The following is a 21,401-nucleotide window of genomic DNA, read 5'->3' on the forward strand; positions in this document are numbered from 1 at the left end:
CCGCCCTTTTCATCGAGGTGGGAGGGCTGCCCGGGAAGGGGCGCGGATCGTCGGAACCCACGGCCGATGATTTCGTCGCAGGGCCGCAACGGGTTCGGCGAGCAACGGCTCGCGAGGCGGAAACCGTGCGATAGCGAAGCGGTTGCCAGAAGTGTGCTGCAGCGCACGGTGGGAAAAAGAACCCGGACGGTCGGATCAGGTTAACGGCCTGTCGCACCCGGTGTCGGAAATGTCTCACCGGACGGCCCGGGAGTTAGCCGCGACGACGTTGGTTTGCCGCTGCGGAGCGCTGGGAAATCATCTTCGATGCAGGTAGCGGCCGCTTCCGAGGTTCGGTGGGCGCCGCGCCCGCCCGCTCGACCGCCCTCCTTCGCGCCCCTGGCACCCGGTGCCCGGGGATCGATCGGGGCCGATGGCCTGCTTTACACTGGACAACGCGCACACGTGGAGGACCGATTGGAAGAAGCCCAGCTAGACCAGGTGATTAGTACTACCTAAGTTTGTTGGGCCCCGGACCTGACTTATCGTTTGCTCTTACGCCGAACGCCACAACGTTCGGCACCTCGCCTGCTCGGGCTCTCGAAGCCGGTGCCCACAGTAGTGGGCGAGCACCCGCGCGGAGGTAAGGAACGTGTAAGCGTTCCGTTACCGCCGAGCACCCACTTGTATGAACCAGCGGGTGGACAACTGGAGACGTGACTGCACGCCGAAGACCATCAGCGCGGCTGGTTTCCGGATCGTACGGGCGCAGTCTTGACGGAGGCGTTCAACGAAAGACCGTTTTCCTCGAGGTCTTTCTCCGAAGGCCACTTTCTTGAAGGCAGAGGCATGACGCAACTTCCTGGCCACAGGTCACCTGGACCCATCGGTCTCTACGACCCGGCGAACGAACACGACGCCTGTGGCGTCGCATTCGTCGTCGACATGCACGGCCGTCGTAGCCGCGACATCGTCGACAAGGCCATCACGGCCCTGTTGAACCTGGAACACCGCGGTGCCGCGGGCGCCGAGCCGAACTCCGGCGACGGCGCGGGCATCCTGATCCAGATTCCGGACCGCTTCTTCCGTGCCGTGGCCGGATTCGAGCTGCCGCCCGAGGGATCCTATGCCTCCGGCATCGCCTTCCTGCCGCAGGCGCGGCGTGAGGCCGCCCGCGCGTCCTACGGCGTGGAGAAGATCGTCAAGGAAGAGGGCCTCGAGGTTCTCGGCTGGCGCGAGGTGCCGATCGACGAGAGCTCGCTCGGTGCCCTGGCGCGCGACGCCATGCCCACCTTCCGGCAGATCTTCATCGCCTCTCCGAAGAATTCGGCCGAGCAGCTCTCCGGCATGGATCTGGAGCGGCGCGCCTACGTCATCCGCAAGCGCGTCGAGCACGAGCTCGGCAACCAGGGCGCCGGCGAGGGTGCGACCGGCCGCGAGACGGTCTACTTCCCTAGCCTGTCCGGGCAGACCTTCGTCTACAAGGGCATGTTCACCACCCCGCAGCTGCGCGCGTTCTACCTGGATCTGCAGGACGACCGTGTCGAGTCGGCGCTGGGCATCGTGCACTCCCGGTTCTCCACCAACACCTTCCCCTCGTGGCCGCTGGCCCATCCGTTCCGCCGCGTGGCGCACAACGGTGAGATCAACACCGTCACCGGCAACGAGAACTGGATGCGCGCGCGGGAGGCGCTGCTGAACAGCGACGTATTCGGCACCGACTCCGCGGGCAACAACCGGCTGGCCAAGATCTTCCCCGTCTGTACCCCGAAGGCCAGCGACACCGCTCGCTTCGACGAGGTCCTCGAGCTGCTGCACCTGGGCGGTCGCCCGCTGCCGCACGCCGTGCTGATGATGATTCCCGAGGCATGGGAACGCCACGACAGCATGGACCCGCAGCTGCGCGCCTTCTACGAGTACCACTCCATGCTGATGGAGCCGTGGGACGGCCCGGCCTCGGTCTGCTTCACCGACGGCACCGTGGTCGGCGCCGTGCTCGACCGCAACGGCCTGCGCCCCAGCCGCGTCTGGGTGACCGAGGACGGCCTGGTCGTGATGGCCTCCGAGGTCGGCGTGCTCGACATCGATCCGTCCAAGGTGGTCCGCAAGGCCCGCCTGCAGCCGGGTCGCATGTTCCTGGTCGACACCTCGCAGGGTCGCATCGTCGACGACAACGAGATCAAGACCCAGCTCGCCGCCGAGCACCCCTACCAGCAGTGGCTGGACGAGGGCGTCACCCGGCTGGCCGACCTGCCCGACCGCCCGCACGTGCACATGTCGCACGATCGCGTGCTGATCCGCCAGCAGATCTTCGGTTACACCAACGAGGAACTGAGCCTGCTGATCTCGCCGATGGCCAAGACCGGCGGCGAGGCGCTGGGCTCCATGGGTACCGACACCCCGATCGCCGTGCTCTCCGCGCGCCCGCGGCTGCTGTTCGACTACTTCTCCCAGCTGTTCGCGCAGGTCACCAACCCGCCGCTGGACGCCATCCGGGAAGAGGTCGTCACCAGCCTCAAGCGCAACCTCGGCACCGAGGCCGACCTGCTGCACCCCGGCCCGGAGTCGTGCAAGCAGATCGCCATCGAGCAGCCGATCCTGGACAACGACGAGCTGGCCAAGCTGGTCCACATCAACGACGACGGCTCCCAGCCGGAGCTGCGTTCGGTGGTCGTGCGCGGCCTGTACCAGGTCAAGGACGGCGGCGAAGGGCTGCGCCGGGCGCTGCGGGCCATCAACACCCAGGTCTCGGCCGCCATCGAGGGCGGCGCCAAGCTCATCGTGCTCTCCGACCGCGAGTCGAACGAGAAGCTGGCTCCGATCCCGTCGCTGCTGCTGACCTCCTCGGTGCACCACCACCTCGTGCGCGAGCGCACCCGTACCAAGGTCGGCCTGATCGTGGAGGCCGGTGACGCCCGCGAGGTGCACCACATGGCCATGCTGGTCGGCTTCGGCGCCGGCGCGATCAACCCCTACATGGCCTTCGAGACGATCGAGGACATGATCGAGCGCGGCGCGCTCGAGCTGGGCACCGGCAGCGTCGCCACGGACTACGAGAAGGCCGTCGCGAACTACATCAAGGGCGCGGGCAAGGGCGTGCTGAAGGTGATGTCCAAGATGGGCATCTCCACCATGGCCTCCTACAACGGCGCGCAGCTGTTCCAGGTCATCGGTCTGTCGCAGAGCCTGGTCGACGAGTACTTCACCGGTCTGCGCTCGCCGCTGGACGGCATCGGTCTCGACGAGATCGCCGCCGACGTCGCCGCCCGGCACCGGGTCGCCTTCCTGGAGAACCGCAACGAGCGCGCGCACCGCGAACTCGAGGTCGGCGGTGAGTACCAGTGGCGCCGTGAGGGCGAGTACCACCTGTTCAACCCGGACACGGTGTTCAAGCTGCAGCACGCGACCCGCTCGGGTCAGTACTCGATCTTCAAGGAGTACACGAAGCTGGTCGACGACCAGTCCGAGCGGCTGGCATCGCTGCGCGGCCTGTTCAAGTTCAAGTCCGGTGCGCGCGCGCCGATCTCGATCGACGAGGTCGAGCCCGTCTCCGAGATCGTCAAGCGCTTCTCCACCGGCGCGATGAGCTACGGCTCGATCTCCTCGGAGGCGCACGAGACGCTGGCGATCGCGATGAACCGGATCGGCGGCCGCTCGAACTCCGGTGAGGGCGGCGAGCATCCGGCGCGCTTCGAGGCCGAGGACAACGGCGACTGGCGGCGCAGCGCGATCAAGCAGGTGGCCTCCGGCCGCTTCGGCGTGACCGCGCACTACCTGACCAACTGCACCGACATCCAGATCAAGATGGCCCAGGGCGCCAAGCCGGGCGAGGGCGGCCAGCTGCCCGCGCACAAGGTGTACCCGTGGGTCGCCGAGGTGCGGCACTCGACGCCGGGCGTCGGCCTGATCTCCCCGCCGCCGCACCACGACATCTACTCGATCGAGGATCTGGCGCAGCTGATCCACGACCTGAAGAACGCGAACCCGCAGGCTCGGATCCACGTGAAACTCGTCGCCGAGCCCGGTGTCGGCACCGTCGCCGCGGGCGTCTCCAAGGCGCACGCTGACGTGGTGCTGATCTCCGGTCACGACGGCGGCACCGGTGCCTCGCCGCTGACCTCGCTCAAGCACGCGGGCGGCCCCTGGGAGCTCGGCCTGGCCGAGACCCAGCAGACGCTGCTGCTCAACGGCCTGCGCGACCGCATCGTGGTGCAGGTCGACGGCCAGATGAAGACCGGCCGCGACGTGATGATCGCCGCGCTGCTCGGCGCCGAGGAGTACGGTTTCGCCACCGCTCCGCTGGTGGTCTCGGGCTGCATCATGATGCGCGTGTGCCACCTGGACACCTGCCCGGTCGGCGTCGCCACCCAGAACCCGGTGCTGCGCGAGCGCTTCACCGGCAAGCCGGAGTTCGTGGTGAACTTCTTCGAGTTCATCGCCGAAGAGGTGCGTGAACTGCTGGCGCAGCTGGGCTTCCGCACGCTGGACGAGGCCATCGGCCGGGTCGACCTGCTCGACACCACCAAGGCCAAGCAGCACTGGAAGGCCAGCAAGCTGGATCTCTCGCCGATCCTCGACGACATCGAGACGGCGTTCATGTTCCAGGACCGCCGCTGCACCAAGACCCAGGACCACGGCCTGGACAAGGCGCTGGATCAGCAGCTCATCACCGAGGCGCGCGACGCCCTCGAGCTCGGCAAGCCGGTCAAGATCGAAACCAAGATCACCAACGTGAACCGGACGGTCGGCACCATGCTCGGCCACGAGGTGACCAAGCTCTACGGTGGCGCGGGCCTGCCCGACGACACCATCGACATCACCTTCACCGGTTCGGCGGGCAACAGCTTCGGCGCCTTCGTCCCCGCGGGCATCACGCTGCGGGTGCAGGGCGACGCGAACGACTATGTCGGCAAGGGTCTCTCGGGTGGTCACCTGGTGGTCCGCCCGGCGCCGAACGCCCCCGAGGACTTCGTCGCCGAGAACAACATCATCGCCGGCAACGTGATCCTGTTCGGCGCGACCAGCGGCAAGGCGTTCATCAACGGCGTGGTCGGTGAGCGGTTCGCGGTGCGCAACTCGGGCGCGACGGCGGTCGTCGAAGGCGTGGGCGACCACGGCTGCGAGTACATGACCGGTGGCCGCGTGGTGATCCTCGGCGCGACCGGGCGTAACTTCGGCGCCGGTATGTCCGGCGGCGTCGCCTTCGTCTACGACCCCGATGCCACGTTCGTCACCCAGGTGAGCCCGGAGCAGCGCGAGGCGCTCGAGCAGCTGTCCGGCGACGATTTCACCTGGCTGCGCGACATCATCACCGAACACCGCGACAAGACCGGTTCGGCGGTCGCCGATCGCATCCTCAGCGATTGGTCCCAGCAGGTGAATCATTTCGTGAAGGTCATGCCGCGCGAATACAAGAAGGTTCTGCTCGCCATCTCCGAGGCCGAAAAGGCCGGGAAGGATGTCGACGAGGCGATCATGGAGGCCGCTCGTGGCTGACGTGAGACGCGGTCAAGACGCCGGCGAGTTGTTGAGAGGCGAGAAGACGGAGGCCGCTCGTGGCTGACCCACAGGGATTTCTGAAGCACACCAAGCGGGAGCTGCCCGCCCGGCGCCCGGTTCCGCTGCGGCTGCTGGACTGGAAAGAGGTCTACGAGGACAAGTTCTCGCACGAGACCCTGCAGACCCAGGCCAGCCGCTGCATGGACTGCGGTATTCCGTTCTGTCACAACGGTTGTCCGCTGGGGAATCTGATTCCCGAGTGGAACGACCTGGTGTACAAGGACCGCTGGCGCGAGGGCATCGACCGGCTGCACGCGACCAACAACTTCCCGGAGTTCACCGGGCGGCTGTGCCCGGCGCCGTGTGAGGCCTCCTGTGTGCTCGGCATCAACCAGGATCCGGTCACGATCAAGCAGGTCGAGGTCGAGATCATCGAGAACGCCTTCGACGAGGGCTGGGTGACCCCGGTCTACCCGACCCGCCTGACCGGCAAGAAGGTCGCCGTCGTGGGCTCCGGCCCGGCCGGTCTGGCCGCCGCGCAGCAGCTGACTCGCGCCGGTCACACCGTCACGGTGTTCGAGCGCGCCGACCGCATCGGCGGCCTGCTGCGCTACGGCATCCCGGAATTCAAGATGGAGAAGCGCTTCATCGACCGCCGTCTGGCGCAGATGGAGGCCGAGGGCACCATCTTCCGCACCGGCGTGAACGTCGGTGTGGACATCACCGCCGAGGAACTGCGCGAGCAGTTCGACGCGGTCGTGCTGGCCGGTGGCGCCACCCAGGCCCGCGACCTGCCGATCCCCGGTCGTGAGCTGGACGGCATCCATCAGGCGATGGAGTTCCTGCCCTGGGCCAACCGGGTGCAGCACGGTGATCCGGTCACCGACGCCGACGGGCTGCCGCCCATCCACGCCAAGGGCAAGAAGGTCGTCATCATCGGCGGCGGCGACACCGGCGCGGACTGCCTGGGCACCTCGCACCGGCACGGTGCGGTGTCGGTGCACCAGTTCGAGATCATGCCGCGTCCGCCGGAGGAGCGCGCCGCCTCGACCCCGTGGCCGACCTACCCCCTGATGTACCGGGTGTCCTCGGCGCACGAGGAGGGCGGCGAGCGAGTGTTCTCGGTCAACACCGAGCGTTTCGTCGGCAAGGACGGCCACGTCACCGGTCTCGAGGCGCACGAGGTGAAGATGGTCAACGGCCGCTTCGAGAAGGTCGCGGGCACCGACTTCACCCTCGAAGCCGATCTGGTGCTGCTGGCGATGGGCTTCGTCGGCCCCGAGAAGGGCGGCCTGCTCACCGATCTGGGCGTCGGCTACGACCAGCGCGGCAATGTGCAGCGCGACAAGGGCTGGGCCACCAATGTGCCCGGCGTCTTCGTCGCGGGCGACATGGGCCGCGGCCAGTCGCTGATCGTGTGGGCCATCGCCGAGGGCCGCGCCGCGGCCTCGGCGGTCGATGCGTACCTGGAGGGCGAGACCGCGCTGCCCGCGCCGATCACCCCCACCATGGTGGCCCAGCGCTGAGCTGACCACCGCGCGGCTGATCGCCCGCGCGAAACCTCAGGCGCCCGTGGACGACTCGTCCACGGGCGCTTTTCGTCGGCGTGGCACAGCCTGTTCCGCCAGGTCGCCGATGGATGGGTAGGGCAATTCGTCGCCGAATCGCCGGTCCGAATGGCGGGCGCGCGGTGCGCGCCCTAAGGTGAGGACGATTGAACTGCGATCCCGGAGTGGGTGGCCGGAAGAAACCGTGTGTTCACCGACGCGAAATCCGCAGGGTCCAGCATGATCAGCGCGAACTTTGTCGGGGCTGCTCCCGCGTGGGGCACAGGTCGAACTGGAGCGGTATGCGGTGGAAGAAGGCGGTCGCCGGGCTGGGTGCCTCGGCGGCGATTGCCTCCGGTCTGATGGTGGGTAGCGCGGCGACGGCGGTGGCCGCGCCGTGCCCGAGTCTGTATGTCGTGGCGATCCCGGGAACGTGGGAGACCGGCCACGACAAGCAGCCCCAGCCGGGCATGCTGTCCGGTGTCACCCGTGGGCTGCCCCGCTCCGTCGAGGTCGATTACGTGACCTACGCGGCGACCGCCTTCCCGTGGGAGGGCGAGGCGTACGGCAATTCCAAGAGGGAAGCCGTCGTCAATGCGCGCGGCCTGCTCAGCCGGATGGCGTTGCGCTGCGGCGAGACCAAGATGGCGGTGGTCGGCTACAGCCAGGGCGCCGACGCCGCGGGCGATCTGGCGGCCGAGATCGGTACCGGCCTCGGCGCGGTGCCCGCGAGCAGGATCGCGGGCGTCGGCCTGATCTCGGATCCGCGGCGCTCGCCCACCGACGTCCAGGTCGGCCCGATCGCTCCCGGTGCGGGCGCGGGCGGCCCGCGGCCCGGTGGCTTCGGCTGGGTCTCCGACCGGGTGCGCACGATCTGCGCGGTCGACGATCTCTACTGCGCCACGGCCACCGACGATTTCGTCACCCGGTTCGCCGGTTTCCTGGCGCAGAGTTCGGATGCCAACCCGGCCAACGTCTGGCGCTACCAGCTGGAGGCAGGCGCGATCATCAACGATCTGATGGCCCACGGCGGCGTGTCGGTGCTGCAGTCACAGCTTTCGGAGCCGGCGAATCAGAAGCGCGTCGACGACATCGAGCGCTTCTACAAGTCGCAGACGCACACGGCCTACGGCAGCTACTCCGTCGGTGGTGGGCAGACCGCGATCAGCTGGATGCACAACTGGATTGCCGGGATGGCCTGAGCCCGGGCTGTTCTCACCGGACGTCGCCACGGACGCAACGGCCCGTTCCCCCGCCCTGGGGGACGGGCCGTCGGCGCGTCAGCCCGCGGAACCGGGGGACGGCAGCGGAAGGTGCTGCGGCACAGCGGGCAAGGGGAACGGATAGTGCGGGCCGTGCTGACCGGGGTGATCGGCGGTTCTGCGACCGGCCTCCGGATTCGCTGTGAGCGCCGGTCAGCGGCCCTGGTTGCGGGGCAGCAGGTCCCAGACGTGGCCGTTCTCGTTCACCGTGGCCGCGCTGCGGCGGCCGGTACGCGAGAACAGCACGCGGGTGATCGAGCAGTAGTCGATCGGGAAGGTGAGCGGGCGTGGCAGGCCGAGCACATGCTGCAGCAACACGTTCACCACGCCGCCGTGCGCGAACGCCACCACGGTGTCGTCCGGCTCGGTGCCCGCGGCGATCTCGTCGACCGCGCGCAGCACCCGGGCGACGAACGCGGTCTCGTCGATCTGCTCGGGTAGGTGCCCGGCCTTGATCCGCTCGTAGGCGTCGCGGAACTCGATCTTGGCGTCCTCGACGGGGATGTAGGCGGGCAGATCCCGGTCGTATTCGGCCAGATCGTCGACGATGTCGACCGGCAGGCCGAGCTTGTCGGCGGTCGGGGCGGCGGTCTGACGGGCCCGTGCCTGCGGGCTGCTCAGCACCCGGCTGATCCGGTGGTGGTGAGCGAGCGCGGCGGGCACCCGAGCGGCCTGTTCGCGTCCGATCTCCGCGAGATCCGGATCGGCGGGACCGGACGTGGCGGTCAGCCGCAGTGGCTGGGCATGGCGGACAAGGATCAACTGCACCCGTTCACTGTGCCGCACCGGTGAGGCCGGGCGTGCGGCAGGGGCGAGGCGGGCGTTCACCGTGACGGCCGCGAGGCGATCCGCGTGCACGACCACGGCCGAGGCACGTCGTAGGAGACGTTGCCGTCCTTGCAGACTCGTGGAGACCACCGCGGGGCCGCACCCGGCACGGAGACGGGTCCGCGCATGCCGGGTGAGGTCCGCAGTGGTCCGCCCGCTCTGCAGGGCGGGTACGGCGGTGCGGCCGACGTGGTCGAGGAGCGGGTCGAGGGAACCCGCGCGCCGACGGGGTCGAATGCCGGAGCCCGTCGAGCCGGTGCCGGACAGCTCCGGCGCGACCGGGCGGAACCTCCGTGCGGAGCGCCGGCCCGCCCTCGGGCCCGGACCCACCGTGCGGTGGCCGACCACGGATCGGCCGACCGCTTTACGCACCGTAGGGCGGCTGACCACCGGGCGGGCCGTAGGGCGGCTGACCACCGGGTGCACCGTACGGGGGCTGACCCGGATACGGGGGCTGACCGTAGGGTTGTCCCCCGAGGGGCTGGTCGCCGGTCGACTGACCGTAGGGCTGACCGTAGGCCGGCTGACCACCCGGCGCACCGTAGGGCGGCTGACCACCGGGCGCACCGTAGGGCGGCTGACCACCGGGCGCACCGTAGGGCGGCTGTGCGGAACCACCGTGAGGTGGTTGCCCGTTCCCCGCTCGGTCGTTGTTCTTCTTCTTGGTCAGCAGATAGATGCCGACCACCAGGGCGATGACGAACAGCAGGCAGCAGATGCCACCGATGATGTAGCCGCCGCCTCCCGAGCCGCTGCCGCGGTTGCGCTTCTTGGCCAGGTACTCGACAGCCTGTGCGTAGTCGTTCGAGGCGAGCAGTGTTTCCGGGTTCGCCCAGACCGTGTGGTCGAGCAGGCCCGTGGTGGTCAGTACGTCGACGTACATGGCCCCCCATTCCGTGTGTAGTTTCCCGGCTCCTCCCGGCCGGACCCGACAGGTTATCGCGCGCGAACCGACGCTGTTAACCGGCCTCCGCGTGTCCTGCGGTGATCCCCGGGTGGCGTTTCCCTCAGTGGGGCCTGACCAACGGGAAGGGCAGCGTCTCGCGAATGCTGCGGCCGGTGATCATCATGACGATGCGGTCCACGCCCATGCCGAGACCGCCGGTCGGCGGCATGGCGTGTTCGAGGGCTCGGAGGAAGTCCTCGTCGAGTTCCATCGCCTCGGGGTCGCCGTTGGCGGCGAGCACGGACTGCTCGGTGAGCCTGCGCCGCTGTTCCACCGGGTCGGTGAGTTCGCTGTAGGCGGTGCCCAGTTCCACGCCCCAGGCGACCAGATCCCAGCGCTCGGCGACGCCGGGGGTGCTGCGATGCGCGCGGGTCAGGGGGGACACCGAGGTCGGGAAGTCGATGTAGAAGGTCGGTTCCTCGGTGCGGTGCTCCACCAGGTGCTCGTACATCTCGAGCACGATCTGACCGGCGTCCCAGCCCGGCTGGTAGGCGATGTCGAGCTTGTCGCACAGCACGCGCAGTTCGTCCTCGCCGGTCCTCGGAGTCACCCGCGCGCCCGCGGCCGCCGAGACCGCGGCGTGCACGGTCTGCACCGGCCACTCGCCGGAGATGTCGACCGGAATCGCGATGCCGTCTGTCCCCGGCCGCATGGCGACCACGGATCCGTGCGCGGCCATCGCCGCGTTCTGGATGAGCTGCCTGCAGATGTCCATCATGCGCAGGTAGTCGCTGTGTGCCTCGTAGGCCTCGAGGATGGTGAATTCCGGGTTGTGGCTGAAGTCCACGCCCTCGTTGCGGAAGGTGCGGCCGAGCTCGAAGACCTTCTCCATCCCGCCCACACACAGCCGTTTCAGGTACAGCTCGGGGGCGATGCGCAGATAGAGGTCCAGATCGTAGGCGTTGATGTGGGTGGTGAACGGGGTGGCGTTCGCCCCGCCGTGCACCTGCTGCAGGATCGGGGTCTCCACCTCCAGATAGCCCCAGGCGTTGAGCGAGTCGCGCAGCGAGCGCACCACCGCGCTGCGCTTGGCCAGCAGGTCGCGGGCCTCGGGGTTGATCGCCATGTCCACGTAGCGGTTGCGCACCCGCGCTTCCGGATCGGCCAGGCCCTTCCATTTGTCCGGCAACGGGTGCAGGCATTTGCCGAGCATCCGCCAGTCCGCGACCAGCAGCGAGAGTTCGCCGCTGCGGCTGCGCCCGATCCGGCCGCTGACCTCGACCAGATCCCCCAGATCGCAGTACTCGGCGAAGCCGGCCATCCGTTGCGCGCCGGTACGCTCGCGGTCGAGCACCAGCTGGATGTCGGCGGACCAGTCGCGCAACTGGGCGAAGATCACGCCGCCGTGATCGCGCAGGCGAAGCATCCGCCCGCACACCCGCACCGTGGTGCCGCGCGGCGAATGCCGTGCGGCGGCGACGGTGTGCGTCGGAGGATAGGCGACCGGGTAGGCCTCCAGGCCCGCGGCAGTCATCCGGTCCAGCTTGTCCAGGCGCACCCGCACCTGATCCGGCCTGCGCGGACCCGATGCCAGCAGTTCGGGTTTCGGCCAGTCCGGCGGGCTGCCGTCGGCGTGCAGTCCGGTCATGCCCGCGGGCACGGCGCTGCGGTCGCCGGTGTGGGTGCTCGCGTCCTGCGCGTCGCCCCAGCGGGGCAGGAAGCCTTCGGCCAGAGCGCTCGCCACCGCGACCCTGGGCAGGTGTCTGCGCTCTTCGAACAGGAAGAACCGCGGCACCCAGCGGGGGTGGTACTTCATATTGGAGCGGTACAGCGCCTCGAGCTGCCACCAGCGCGAGAAGAACAGCAGCACACCGCGCCACAGCCGCAGCACCGGCCCCGCTCCGATACGTGCGCCCTCGTCGAACACCGAACGGAACACCGCGAAGTTGAGCGAGATCTCGGTGATGCCGTACTGCTCGGAGTTCAGCGCCAGCTGCGAGATCATCAACTCCATCACGCCGTTGGGACTCTGCGGGTCACGCCGCATCAGCTCCAGCGAGACCCCGGTGCGCCCCCACGGCACCAGTGAGAGCATGGCCAGCACCCGGTCCTGCCCGTTCACCGCCTCCACCAGCAGACAGTCGCCGTCGAGCGGGTCGCCGAGCCTGCCGAGCGCCATCGAGAAACCCCGTTCGGTCTCGGTGTCACGCCAGGCGTCCGCGCGCGCGGTGATGTGCGGCAACTCGGTGGCCGGTATCTCGCGGTGCCGCCGGATACGCACGCGCACACCGTGTTTGCGCAACCGGTTGGCGGCTTGTCGTACCTGGCGCAGCTCCGGCCCGGACAGCGAGAACCCCTTGGTCTCCAACACCGCCTCGTCGCCGAGTCGCAGCGCGGAGAGCCCGGCCCGGCGGTAGGCGCTCGCGCCCGCCTCGCTCGCACCCATCACCGCGGGGGTCCAGCCGTAGTGGTCGGCCAACCGCAGCCAGGCGTCGATGGCGTGCGGCCAGGCCTCGTGCACGCCGATCGGGTCGCCGCCCGCCAGGCACACGCCGAGTTCGACGCGGTAGGTCAGCGCCGCCTTGCCGCTGGGTGCGAAGACCACCGCCTTGTCCCGGCGGGTGGCGAAATAGCCCAGCGAATCGGCTACGTCCGAGCGCTCCAGCAGTCCGCGGATGGCCGATTCGTCCAGGCCCGTCATGGCGTTGGTCGCGCGCTGGGACCGCAGCAGCGTGATCGCCGCCGCCAACAGCGCCACCGCGCCGAACACGCCGAGCAACAGGTTCACGAAAGCCCGTGGCCGCCCGTCGAAATGCTCGTTCTCCACGAAGATCGCCGCGGTCACCCGATAGACCGCCCAGCCGGGTCGCTGCCAGCCCGGCGGCAACGTGCCGGGGAAGAGTTCGACCAGCCCCCATCCGAGCAGGCACCCCACCGCGAGGCCGCCGATCAGCACCCCCAGTGCCCGCAGGCCCGCGCCGCGCCGGACCCGCGTATAGAACTGCGGCCAGGCCGCGATCAGCACGCCGACGACCGCCAGTTGCACCAGCATGGCCGCAAGAGCGTTCACATCGCGGTCGTCGGCGAATTCGATCGCGTTGGACACCGCGAACACCAGGAGATAGGCGGTGAGCAACCACCAGGCGATCCGCTTGCGCGCCGCGACCGCCCCCGCCAGCAGACCCACGATCAATGCCCACATGACATTGGTGTCGGGCGCGTCGAAGTAGTAGTCGTCGACATAGCGGCGCGGTGGCCCGGTGAGATACCGCAGCGTCGGTGACAGGCTCCACAGCAGGCAGGCCGCCGCGAAGACGCCGAGCGCCAGACCCGCCCGGTGTGGCACCTCACGCAGCGCGCCGTGGGCGCGGTGTGGCACGGATGCCGCCGGTGCCTCGTGAGCCGGGGCGGGAGATGGACGCTCTGGCGAGGAAGTCACCGAAACAGTGTGGACGCATCCGGGTACGAATCGCGGAGGTGCCACGCCGGTTCGCCCAGGTCCGCGCCGCGCTCGGACGGGGGTCGGGGGAACCGGTGCGCGTGGGCGGGGGACAATCTACTCATGTCCGAACCAGCGAATGTCGATTCGACCACCGAGATCGCGACGGCGGATCTGGCCGACGAGATCGGCCCCGAGATCCGTAGCTGCGATACCCAGTTCATCCAATTCGGCGGCCGTGCCGTCTTTTCCGGCCGGATCACCACGATCCGCTGCTTCCAGGACAATCTGCTGGTGAAGCAGACCCTCGGTGAGCCGGGCGAGGGCAAGGTGCTCGTCGTCGACGGCGGCGCCAGCGTGCACACCGCCCTGGTCGGCGACATCATCGCCGGACGCGGTGTGGACAACGGCTGGGCAGGCGTCGTCGTGAACGGCGCGGTCCGCGACTCGGCGATTCTGCGCACCCTCGACATCGGGCTGAAGGCGCTGGGCACCAATCCGCGCAAGAGCACCCAGACCGGCAGTGGCGAACGCGATGTGCCGGTGGAATTCGGCGGCGTGACCTTCGTGCCGGGCGAAATGCTCTACAGCGATCACGACGGCGTGGTGGTCCGCGCGCAGTGAGCCGGCCTCCGGGGCCGGATACTCAGGCCCCGGACACCTGGACCTGACGTCCCGCCAGGGTGACCACGTCGCCCGCCTGCAGTTGCCGTCCGCGCCGCAGTTCGACTTCGTCGTTGACCCGGACCAGTCCGGCCGCGATCACGGTCTTGGCCTCCGCGCCGGATTCGATCAGATCGGCCAGTTTGAGGAACTGGCCGAGCTTGATCTGGTCATCGGAAATGGGGACGTCGACAGGCTCGGACATGGTTCGATTATCGCCCGCGGGCTCGTCGCCGACCTTTCGGGTGCGGCCGGGGCTCAGGCGCGGCCGTGCCTGCGCTCGTAGTCCAGGCGCTCGGCGCGTCCGCGCGCCCTGGCTTCGGCATCGGCCAGCGAGGGGTCGAGACCGTGCTTGATCAGCCGATGTCTGCGATAGACGTACATCAGCGCGATGGTGAAGTAGATCAGCGGCAGGTACAGCAGCGCCATCATCGACAGTCCCATCCACGCCGGGCCGGGCAGCAACAGAAACAGGCACAGCACCGGCAGGATCGGGACGAGGAAGCGGGTCAGGTAGCGCCTGGTCGCGCCCGGACCGGTCACATCGTCGAGCACCCAGTCCGACATCGATGCGGGCAGGGTCTTGCCGCAGATGTAGCCGATCCGCTGCACGAGGGTCGGAGTGGTGCGTTCGCTCATGCACTCAGCATCCCACGGCCCGTCATCGTGTTCGTCGTGCGCGATGCCCGTCTCAGGCCGAACGCCGGGAATGGAACGCGGCGATCTCGCGTAGCAGGTTGTCGGTGGTGCGCTTGACCGCGACCTTCACGAACGGCTCGATGGTGCGTCCGAGCGCCTTGCCCGCCAGTCCGCCGGGGACCCGGTAGTCGACGATGGCGTCGACCTCGCAGCGGTCCGCGCCGCTGGGCCTGCGATCTTCACAGCGGTCATGGCGTCACTGTATCGGTGCGGATACCGGTGGATCAGGCGGTGACGGCGAGCGCCGCGGCAAGACCGAACGCGACCGCCATCAGCGCCACGTCGAGCACCGCCCGGCGCAGCGAGTCCGCCGCGCTCATCCGGTGCCCGCGCGCGCGGCGCACCCAGTACCGCCGCCACCACCAGCCCAGCACCAGCAGGCCGAGCAGCACCGTCGCCTTGGCGGCCAGGATGCGCCCGTAACCGGTGTCGAACAGCTCGGCCGGGCCGCCGAGCCGGATCACCCCGTTCAACGCTCCGGTCGCCGCGACCACCCCGGCCGACGGCAGGGCGATCGCCGAATAGCGCGGCAGCGCCGCCGCCCATTCACCGCGGCCGCGCACCACCAGTGCCAGCGCCACCAGCACGCCGAGCCAGGTGGCCGCCGCGAGCGCGTGCACCGCCGCCAGCACCGAGCCCAGCGGCTGTTGGGACATGTGCCCGGTGATGGGCCGCAACGCCAACGCGACCGCCGCGAACACCAGCACCAGATCGGCGGACAGGTCGGCGTCGCGCCGGAAGGCCAACGCCGAGTACCCGGTGAGCGCGGCGATGCCGATCAGCACCGCGAGCCCGATCCGGCCACCGCTGACCTCGCTCGAGTAGGTGGTGAACTGCTCGGCGCTCAGATCCGACACCGCCGTCCCGACCACCTCGGCGGCCGCGGACACCAGTACGGCCACCTCGGCGGCCCACCAGATCCCGCCGAGCACCGCGAGCAGCAGCCACGGCGTGCGCAACCGGTCGTGCAGCCGGGGCAGCGCGGCCAGGCCGAGCACCGTCGCGCCCACACAGTCGGCCAGTACCCGCACTGTGCCCGCGACGAGCGCGACGTCGGGCCGGGCGAGCGACCAGGCCAGGCCGACCCCGAGCAGGCCGGCGGGCACGACCGCCAGCACGGCGGTCGCATCCCGGCCGGTGGTCGGCGTGCTCACCGCAGCGGCGCGCGCACGCTCGCGGCGCGCCTCGCGTGCCGACCCCGCCTCGTGCCAGGACGCGGTATCACGCGCGGTTGTCTCGGCCCCGGAAGCCGAAGAGCACCACGGCGAGTCCCACGCCGAGCAACACCACGACGCCGACGATCAGCAGCCACAACGGGAACCCGGAGTCCTCCTCGGCGGCGTCGGCGCTCTTGCCGTCGGCGCGCTCCCCCGGGACGCCTTGGCCCGGAGTGGTCAGGGTGAAGGTGCGCGTCCCGCTCACCACATGCCCGTCGGCGGAGGTGACCCGGAAGGCGATCGTGTACTCACCGGCCGGACCGAGTTCACCCGCGGCGACGCTGACGGACTTGCCCTCGATCGTCGGCTCACCCTTGGACCAGAGATTGCCGTCCGGTCCCACCAGCGTCAGCGAGGGGAAGCCGGGCTGCAGTTCCTCGTTGAACATCACGACCACCCGCTCCGGTCCGGCATCGATCCGCGCGCCGTCTTCGGGCACGCTGCCGACCGCTCCGGAATGCGCGGTCGCGACCCCGCTCGCCGTCAATGCCATGCCCAGGGCGAGCAGCGCGGTGATCAGGGCGCGCGTGAGGTGTTTCGGCATGGTGATCAGCGCACCCCGAGGCGCGCGAGCACCTCGGCCTCGATACCGGACAGCTCGTGGGAGATCGAGGCGTGCACCCCGCGCCTGCGCGCCGGGGGCATCTGCTCGGCCGTGCGGACAGCGGTGCCGAGGCCGGCCAGCCGGTCCTTGGCGGCGGCGACGAAATCGCCGCCGGGGTCCTGCACTCGATCCAGCGCTGCCTCGGTGTTGGCGATCCTGGCCTGCAGCTTCGCGCCGTGCCCGGTGTATTCGCCGAGCTGCTCGATGCCGATGCCCAGCTGCTGCGCTCGGCGGGTGTCGAGCTGACCACGCACGAAGGTGGCGCCCCGGTAGGCCAGCGGCGCGAGCACCGGGATCAGCACCCTGGCCACACCGATGTACTTCTTGACCTGGCCGGCGCTGAACGGGTCGCGTTCGGCCTTGGCGGCGATCTTCAGCGCGGCCTTCTCCTCGGCCTCGAGGGTGGCGACCTGCTGCTTGGCGACCTTGCGCTGCAGGCGCTGCTCGGCACGGCGGGACTTGCGATCGTTCTTGGCGGCCAGCTTGGCTTCCAACCCGGCCTTGTGCTTGAGGGCCTTGGCCTCGGCCCTGCGGCTCGGGCGCCGTGTGCGTTTCGTGAACAACCCCATCGGAAAAGGCCCTCCGTCATGCCGTTCTGCCATCGAGCGCGTCGCCGTAGTGCGTCGTCCGCCCCTGTACCACGCGGTTCGCGCCCACCTTATCCGGTCGGCGCGCGGTGCTGCGATAGTGCCGGGCAGGCGCGTGTTCGCCGGGTGCCGGGATCACGCGGTGCGGATACGCGGTGCGGATCGCGCGGTGCCCGGGGATTCATGCGGTGCGCGGGGGTGTCGGGGGTCTGGACCATACTGCTTAGGTGAATTCGGGCAGCGGCGACCGCCACGGTCGCGAGGACGAGGGCTCGGCCGCGGTGCGGCCGGCCGGGATCGACGTGCCCGAAACGCCCACCGGTTTCACCGAGGCGGTCACCGGCTATCTCGATGCGCGCGCCCTGATCGGCTGCCGTCACCGGCTGCGCATGGACGCCGCGCACGGCGGTGAACTCACCGGTGTGATCGAGGATTCCGGGGTGCGCCAGCGCCGGGAGGCCGCCGCCGCGCACCGCGCCTCGGTACGCGACACCCTCGTGGCGGCGGCCCCGTCGCAGTGGGTGATCGTGGATCCGGCGCTGCGGGCGGGCGAGCGCGCCGAGGCGACCGTGGGCGCGTTGACGGCCGGAGCGCAATGGATCTGGGGCGGGCTGCTGCCGCAGGAACCCGACACGGGCAGGCGCGGCGGCTCGGAGATCCTGATGCGCGACACCGAGCGCGGCGGGTACATCCCGATCATCGTGGTCAACCACAAGGTCACCGATCCGCGCAGGCCGGGTCCGGCCGACTTCCACCCCCTGACCTCGGACCCGGTGCGCTGGGATCCGCAGCCGGACAAGTCCCGCAAGTTGCGCCAGCAGCCGCGCGACCAGCAGCGCCTGGCCCATCTCTACCGGATGTTGCAGCGCCACGGCCTGGCCAGCCCGAGCCTGCTCGGCGGTGTGATCGGCCTGCAGTCCGACCGAATCCTGGTGCACGACATCGCCGTGATGCTCGACGACTACGACCGCCGCTACGCCGATCGCATCGCCGTGGTGCGCGGCCAATCGCCCACCGCACCCGCCAAGGTGCCCGAGTGCAGGCAATGTCCGTGGTGGACACGGGGAATCGAGGGGCCCAGCTGCGAGCAATGGCTGACCGAGCGCCGCGATGTCAGCCTGGTCGCGCCCGGGTCGCGAGCGGAGGTGCTGCGCGGGCACGGGGTCGCCACCATCGAGGAACTCGCCGCGTGGACGGGGGAGGATCCGCAGGACTGGCAGCACGGCCCCTTCGACGAGGCCGTGGTCACCGCCCGCGCCTGGTTGGCGGGCGCTCCGCTGGTGCGTCGCTTCGACCGGGTGCAGGTGCGCCGCGCCGACGTCGAGGTCGACGTCGATCTGGAGAGCTACCAGGAATACGGCGCCTACCTGTGGGGCACGCTGCTCGACGGGCGGTACCGTCCGTTCGTGACCTGGGATCCGCTGCCCACCAGGGACGAGGGTCGCTCCTTCGGCGAGTTCTGGACCTGGCTGATGACGGTGCGCGCCCAGGCGCACGCGGCGGGCAAGACCTTCGCGGCCTACTGCTATTCGCGTACCGCCGAGGACAAATGGCTGTACGAGTCGGCCCAGCGGTTCGCCGGTATGGCGGGGGTGCCGACCGTCGAACAGGTGCGCGCCTTCGTCGACGGGCCCGAGTGGGTGGACATGTTCCAGGCGGTCACCGAACAGTTCATCTGCCCCAACGGCAAGGGCCTCAAGAAGGTCGCCCCGGTGGCCGGGTTCTCCTGGCGTGACCCGGAGGCGAGCGGCGAGGCGTCGATGAGCTGGTATCGGCTCGCGGTCGGCTACGACGGTGCACCCGACCTCGGCCAGCGCACCCGCCTGCTGGAATACAACGAGGACGATGTGCGCGCCACCATGACGCTGCGGGAGTGGATGGCGCCCCGTGTGGCCAACCCGCACAGCGCGGTGGCGCAGGTGCCCTCGCTGGCCGATTTCACGCACGTGCCCGCGGCGATTCCGCTCGGCGGCGGCGGTACCCTGTCGTCGTGACAGAGCACGTCGAACAACTCGAGTTCCAGGCAGAAACCCATCAGCTGCTCGAGCTGATGATCCATTCCGTCTACTCCAACAAGGACACGTTCCTTCGCGAGCTGATCTCGAACGCGTCCGATGCACTGGACAAGCTGCGACTGGCGTCCTTCCAGGACAAGGATCTGCAGGTCGACACCTCCGACCTGCACATCGAGCTGGAAGTCGACAAGGATCAGCGCGTCCTCACCGTCCGGGACAACGGCATCGGCATGTCGCGCGCGGAGGTCGTCGACCTGATCGGCACGCTGGCCAAGTCCGGCACCGCGCAGGTACGCAAGCAACTCGCCGAGGCCAAGTCCGAGGCCGCCACCGAGGAGCTGATCGGCCAGTTCGGTATCGGGTTCTACTCCACCTTCATGGTCGCCGACAAGGTCGTGCTGACCACCCGCAAGGCGGGCGAGACCGGGGCCACCCGGTGGGAGTCGGCGGCGGGCAGCTCCACCTACACCATCGAAGATCTCGACGAGGCCCCGCAGGGCACCGCCGTGACGCTGTATCTCAAGCCGGCCGACGAGGAAGATCACCTCTTCGACTACACGCAGGAGTGGAAGCTCCGCGAGATCGTCAAGAAATACTCCGATTTCATCGCCTGGCCGGTCCGTATGAGCGTCGAGCGGACCGTCACCGAAGGCGAGGGCGAGGAGAAGCAGGAGAAGACCCTCGTCGAAGAGCAGACCCTCAACTCGCAGAAGGCGCTGTGGACGCGCCCGCGCTCGGAGGTCTCCGAGCAGGAGTACAAGGAGTTCTACCACCACGTCAGCCACGCCTGGGACGAGCCGCTCGAGATCATTCCGCTCAAGGCCGAGGGCACGTTCGAATACCAGGCACTGCTGTTCCTGCCCTCGCAGGCGCCCTTCGACCTGTTCACTCGCGAGCACAAGCGCGGCGTGCAGCTCTACGTCAAGCGGGTGTTCATCATGGACAACTGCGAAGAACTCATGCCGGAGTACCTGCGCTTCGTCAAGGGCGTGGTCGACGCCCAGGACCTCTCGCTCAATGTCTCGCGCGAGATCCTGCAGCAGGACCGCCAGATCCAGATGATCCGCAAGCGCCTGGTCAAGAAGGTGCTGTCCACGGTCAAGGATCTGCAGGGCGCCGAGGACCAGAGCAAGTACCAGACCTTCTGGCGCGAGTTCGGCCGCGTCCTCAAGGAGGGCCTGCTCTCGGACTTCGACAACCGCGAGACCATCCTGCAGGTCAGCTCGTTCGCCTCGACGCATTCGGAGTCCGAGGCGACCACGCTCGCGCAGTATGTCGAGCGGATGCCCGAGGGCCAGGACGTCATCTACTACATGACCGGCGAGTCCAGGGATCAGATCGAGCGCTCGCCGCACATGGAGGCCTTCGAGGCCAAGGGCCGCGAGGTGCTGATCCTGACCGACCCGGTCGACGAGATGTGGGTCGGCTCGGTGCCGGAGTTCGACGGCAAGCGCTTCCAGTCCATCGCCAAGGGCGAGGTCGACCTGGAGTCCGAGGACGAGAAGAAGGCCTCCGAGGCGCTGCGCGAGCAGCAGGACAAGGAGTTCGCCGACCTGCTGACCTGGCTGGGCAACACCCTGGAGGAGAACATCAAGGAGGTGCGCCTGACCAACCGGCTCACCACCTCGCCCGCCTGCCTGGTCGGCGATGTCTTCGACTTCACGCCCATGCTCGAGCGCATGTACCGCGCGTCCGGCCAGGAGCTGCCGGTGAGCAAGCGAATCCTGGAACTGAATCCGACCCACCCGCTGGTGACCGGCCTGCGCGACGCCTACGACCAGCGCAAGCCCGATGCCGACGAGGGCAAGGTGCCCGAGCTCACAGAGACCGCCGAACTGCTGTACGGCACGGCGGTGCTGGCCGAGGGCGGCGAGCTGAAGGACCCCGCGCGCTTCGCGCAGATCCTCACCGAACGGCTGACACGCACGCTCTAGCCGCGGCGCGAAACCACCGGCCCCCTTCCGCTTTCGGCGGGAGGGGGCCGCTTTCGTCTGCGCGTGCCCCTGCTCGCCGGGATTGCCGACAGTTGCGTAAGGGTAGCCGAACTTCGTCTACTGGGCATCCAAACTTATTGCGCGCATTGGTTTTTCGAGATGAGGGCAGTGGCAGGGAAGGTTTGCTCGAGGTAATCTCGGAGGCCGGGCAGTCGACGAGCCCGAGCAGGGGAGTAATCACC

Annotated in this window: 14 protein-coding genes; 6 read left to right on the top strand and 8 right to left on the bottom strand. The window is 69.1% G+C overall.

The features are described 5' to 3' along the window. The first annotated feature begins 828 nt into the window (after positions 1-828). From gltB to IU449_RS20060, 3 genes are all read left to right on the top strand, one after another. Positions 829-5,475 (top strand): glutamate synthase large subunit, encoded by a 4,647-nt coding sequence (gltB, locus tag IU449_RS20050; protein ID WP_195003628.1) that lies wholly within the window; start codon positions 829-831, stop codon positions 5,473-5,475. A gap of 59 nt (positions 5,476-5,534) precedes the next feature. Further along, positions 5,535-7,004, top strand: coding sequence for a glutamate synthase subunit beta (locus tag IU449_RS20055; protein ID WP_195003629.1), 1,470 nt, complete (start codon positions 5,535-5,537; stop codon positions 7,002-7,004). Positions 7,005-7,327: 323 nt separating this feature from the next. Beyond that, positions 7,328-8,227, top strand: a complete 900-nt coding sequence (locus IU449_RS20060) for a cutinase family protein (RefSeq protein ID WP_195003630.1) — start codon at positions 7,328-7,330, stop codon at positions 8,225-8,227. Positions 8,228-8,440: 213 nt separating this feature from the next. On the opposite strand, the gene IU449_RS20065 is transcribed toward IU449_RS20060, so the two are convergent. The 3 genes from IU449_RS20065 to lysX form a co-directional block, all read right to left on the bottom strand. Then, on the bottom strand, positions 8,441-9,055 hold the full coding sequence (locus IU449_RS20065) for a histidine phosphatase family protein (RefSeq protein WP_195003631.1): 615 nt from the start codon (positions 9,053-9,055) through the stop codon (positions 8,441-8,443). Positions 9,056-9,479: 424 nt separating this feature from the next. Further along, entirely contained in the window at positions 9,480-9,998 is a 519-nt protein-coding gene (locus IU449_RS20070) for a hypothetical protein (protein WP_195003632.1), read from the bottom strand. Positions 9,999-10,122: 124 nt separating this feature from the next. Beyond that, positions 10,123-13,440, bottom strand: a complete 3,318-nt coding sequence (lysX, locus tag IU449_RS20075; protein ID WP_195003633.1) for a bifunctional lysylphosphatidylglycerol synthetase/lysine--tRNA ligase LysX — start codon at positions 13,438-13,440, stop codon at positions 10,123-10,125. Positions 13,441-13,563: 123 nt separating this feature from the next. Between lysX and rraA the strand changes: the two genes are divergently transcribed. Then, entirely contained in the window at positions 13,564-14,064 is a 501-nt protein-coding gene (gene rraA, locus IU449_RS20080) for a ribonuclease E activity regulator RraA (RefSeq protein ID WP_195003634.1), read from the top strand. Between the two features lie 22 nt (positions 14,065-14,086). Here the strand turns inward: rraA and IU449_RS20085 are convergent, their stop codons facing one another. The 5 genes from IU449_RS20085 to IU449_RS20105 form a co-directional block, all read right to left on the bottom strand. Next, complete coding sequence (locus tag IU449_RS20085) at positions 14,087-14,308, bottom strand: RNA-binding S4 domain-containing protein (RefSeq protein WP_195003635.1); 222 nt, start codon at positions 14,306-14,308, stop codon at positions 14,087-14,089. Between the two features lie 53 nt (positions 14,309-14,361). After that, positions 14,362-14,742, bottom strand: coding sequence for a DUF5313 family protein (locus IU449_RS20090; RefSeq protein ID WP_195003636.1), 381 nt, complete (start codon positions 14,740-14,742; stop codon positions 14,362-14,364). A 284-nt stretch (positions 14,743-15,026) separates the two neighbouring features. Then, positions 15,027-15,956, bottom strand: a complete 930-nt coding sequence (locus IU449_RS20095; RefSeq protein ID WP_195003637.1) for a CopD family protein — start codon at positions 15,954-15,956, stop codon at positions 15,027-15,029. Positions 15,957-16,023: 67 nt separating this feature from the next. After that, positions 16,024-16,563: a copper resistance CopC family protein gene (locus IU449_RS20100; RefSeq protein WP_195003638.1), complete on the bottom strand. Its 540-nt coding sequence runs from the start codon at positions 16,561-16,563 to the stop codon at positions 16,024-16,026. A 5-nt stretch (positions 16,564-16,568) separates the two neighbouring features. Next, the gene (locus IU449_RS20105; RefSeq protein ID WP_195003639.1) at positions 16,569-17,192 is read right to left on the bottom strand and encodes a DUF6474 family protein; all 624 of its coding nucleotides are present in this window, start codon (positions 17,190-17,192) and stop codon (positions 16,569-16,571) included. Between the two features lie 320 nt (positions 17,193-17,512). Here IU449_RS20105 and IU449_RS20110 point away from each other — a divergent pair, with 320 nt between their 5' ends. After that, entirely contained in the window at positions 17,513-19,204 is a 1,692-nt protein-coding gene (locus IU449_RS20110) for a TM0106 family RecB-like putative nuclease (protein WP_324188350.1), read from the top strand. Then, the gene (gene htpG, locus IU449_RS20115; protein WP_195003641.1) at positions 19,201-21,159 is read left to right on the top strand and encodes a molecular chaperone HtpG; all 1,959 of its coding nucleotides are present in this window, start codon (positions 19,201-19,203) and stop codon (positions 21,157-21,159) included. The genes IU449_RS20110 and htpG overlap by 4 nt, the downstream gene beginning before the upstream one ends. Positions 21,160-21,401: the final 242 nt, after the last annotated feature.

This window comes from Nocardia higoensis (assembly GCF_015477835.1).
GTDB classification, from domain to species: Bacteria; Actinomycetota; Actinomycetes; order Mycobacteriales; family Mycobacteriaceae; genus Nocardia; species Nocardia higoensis_A.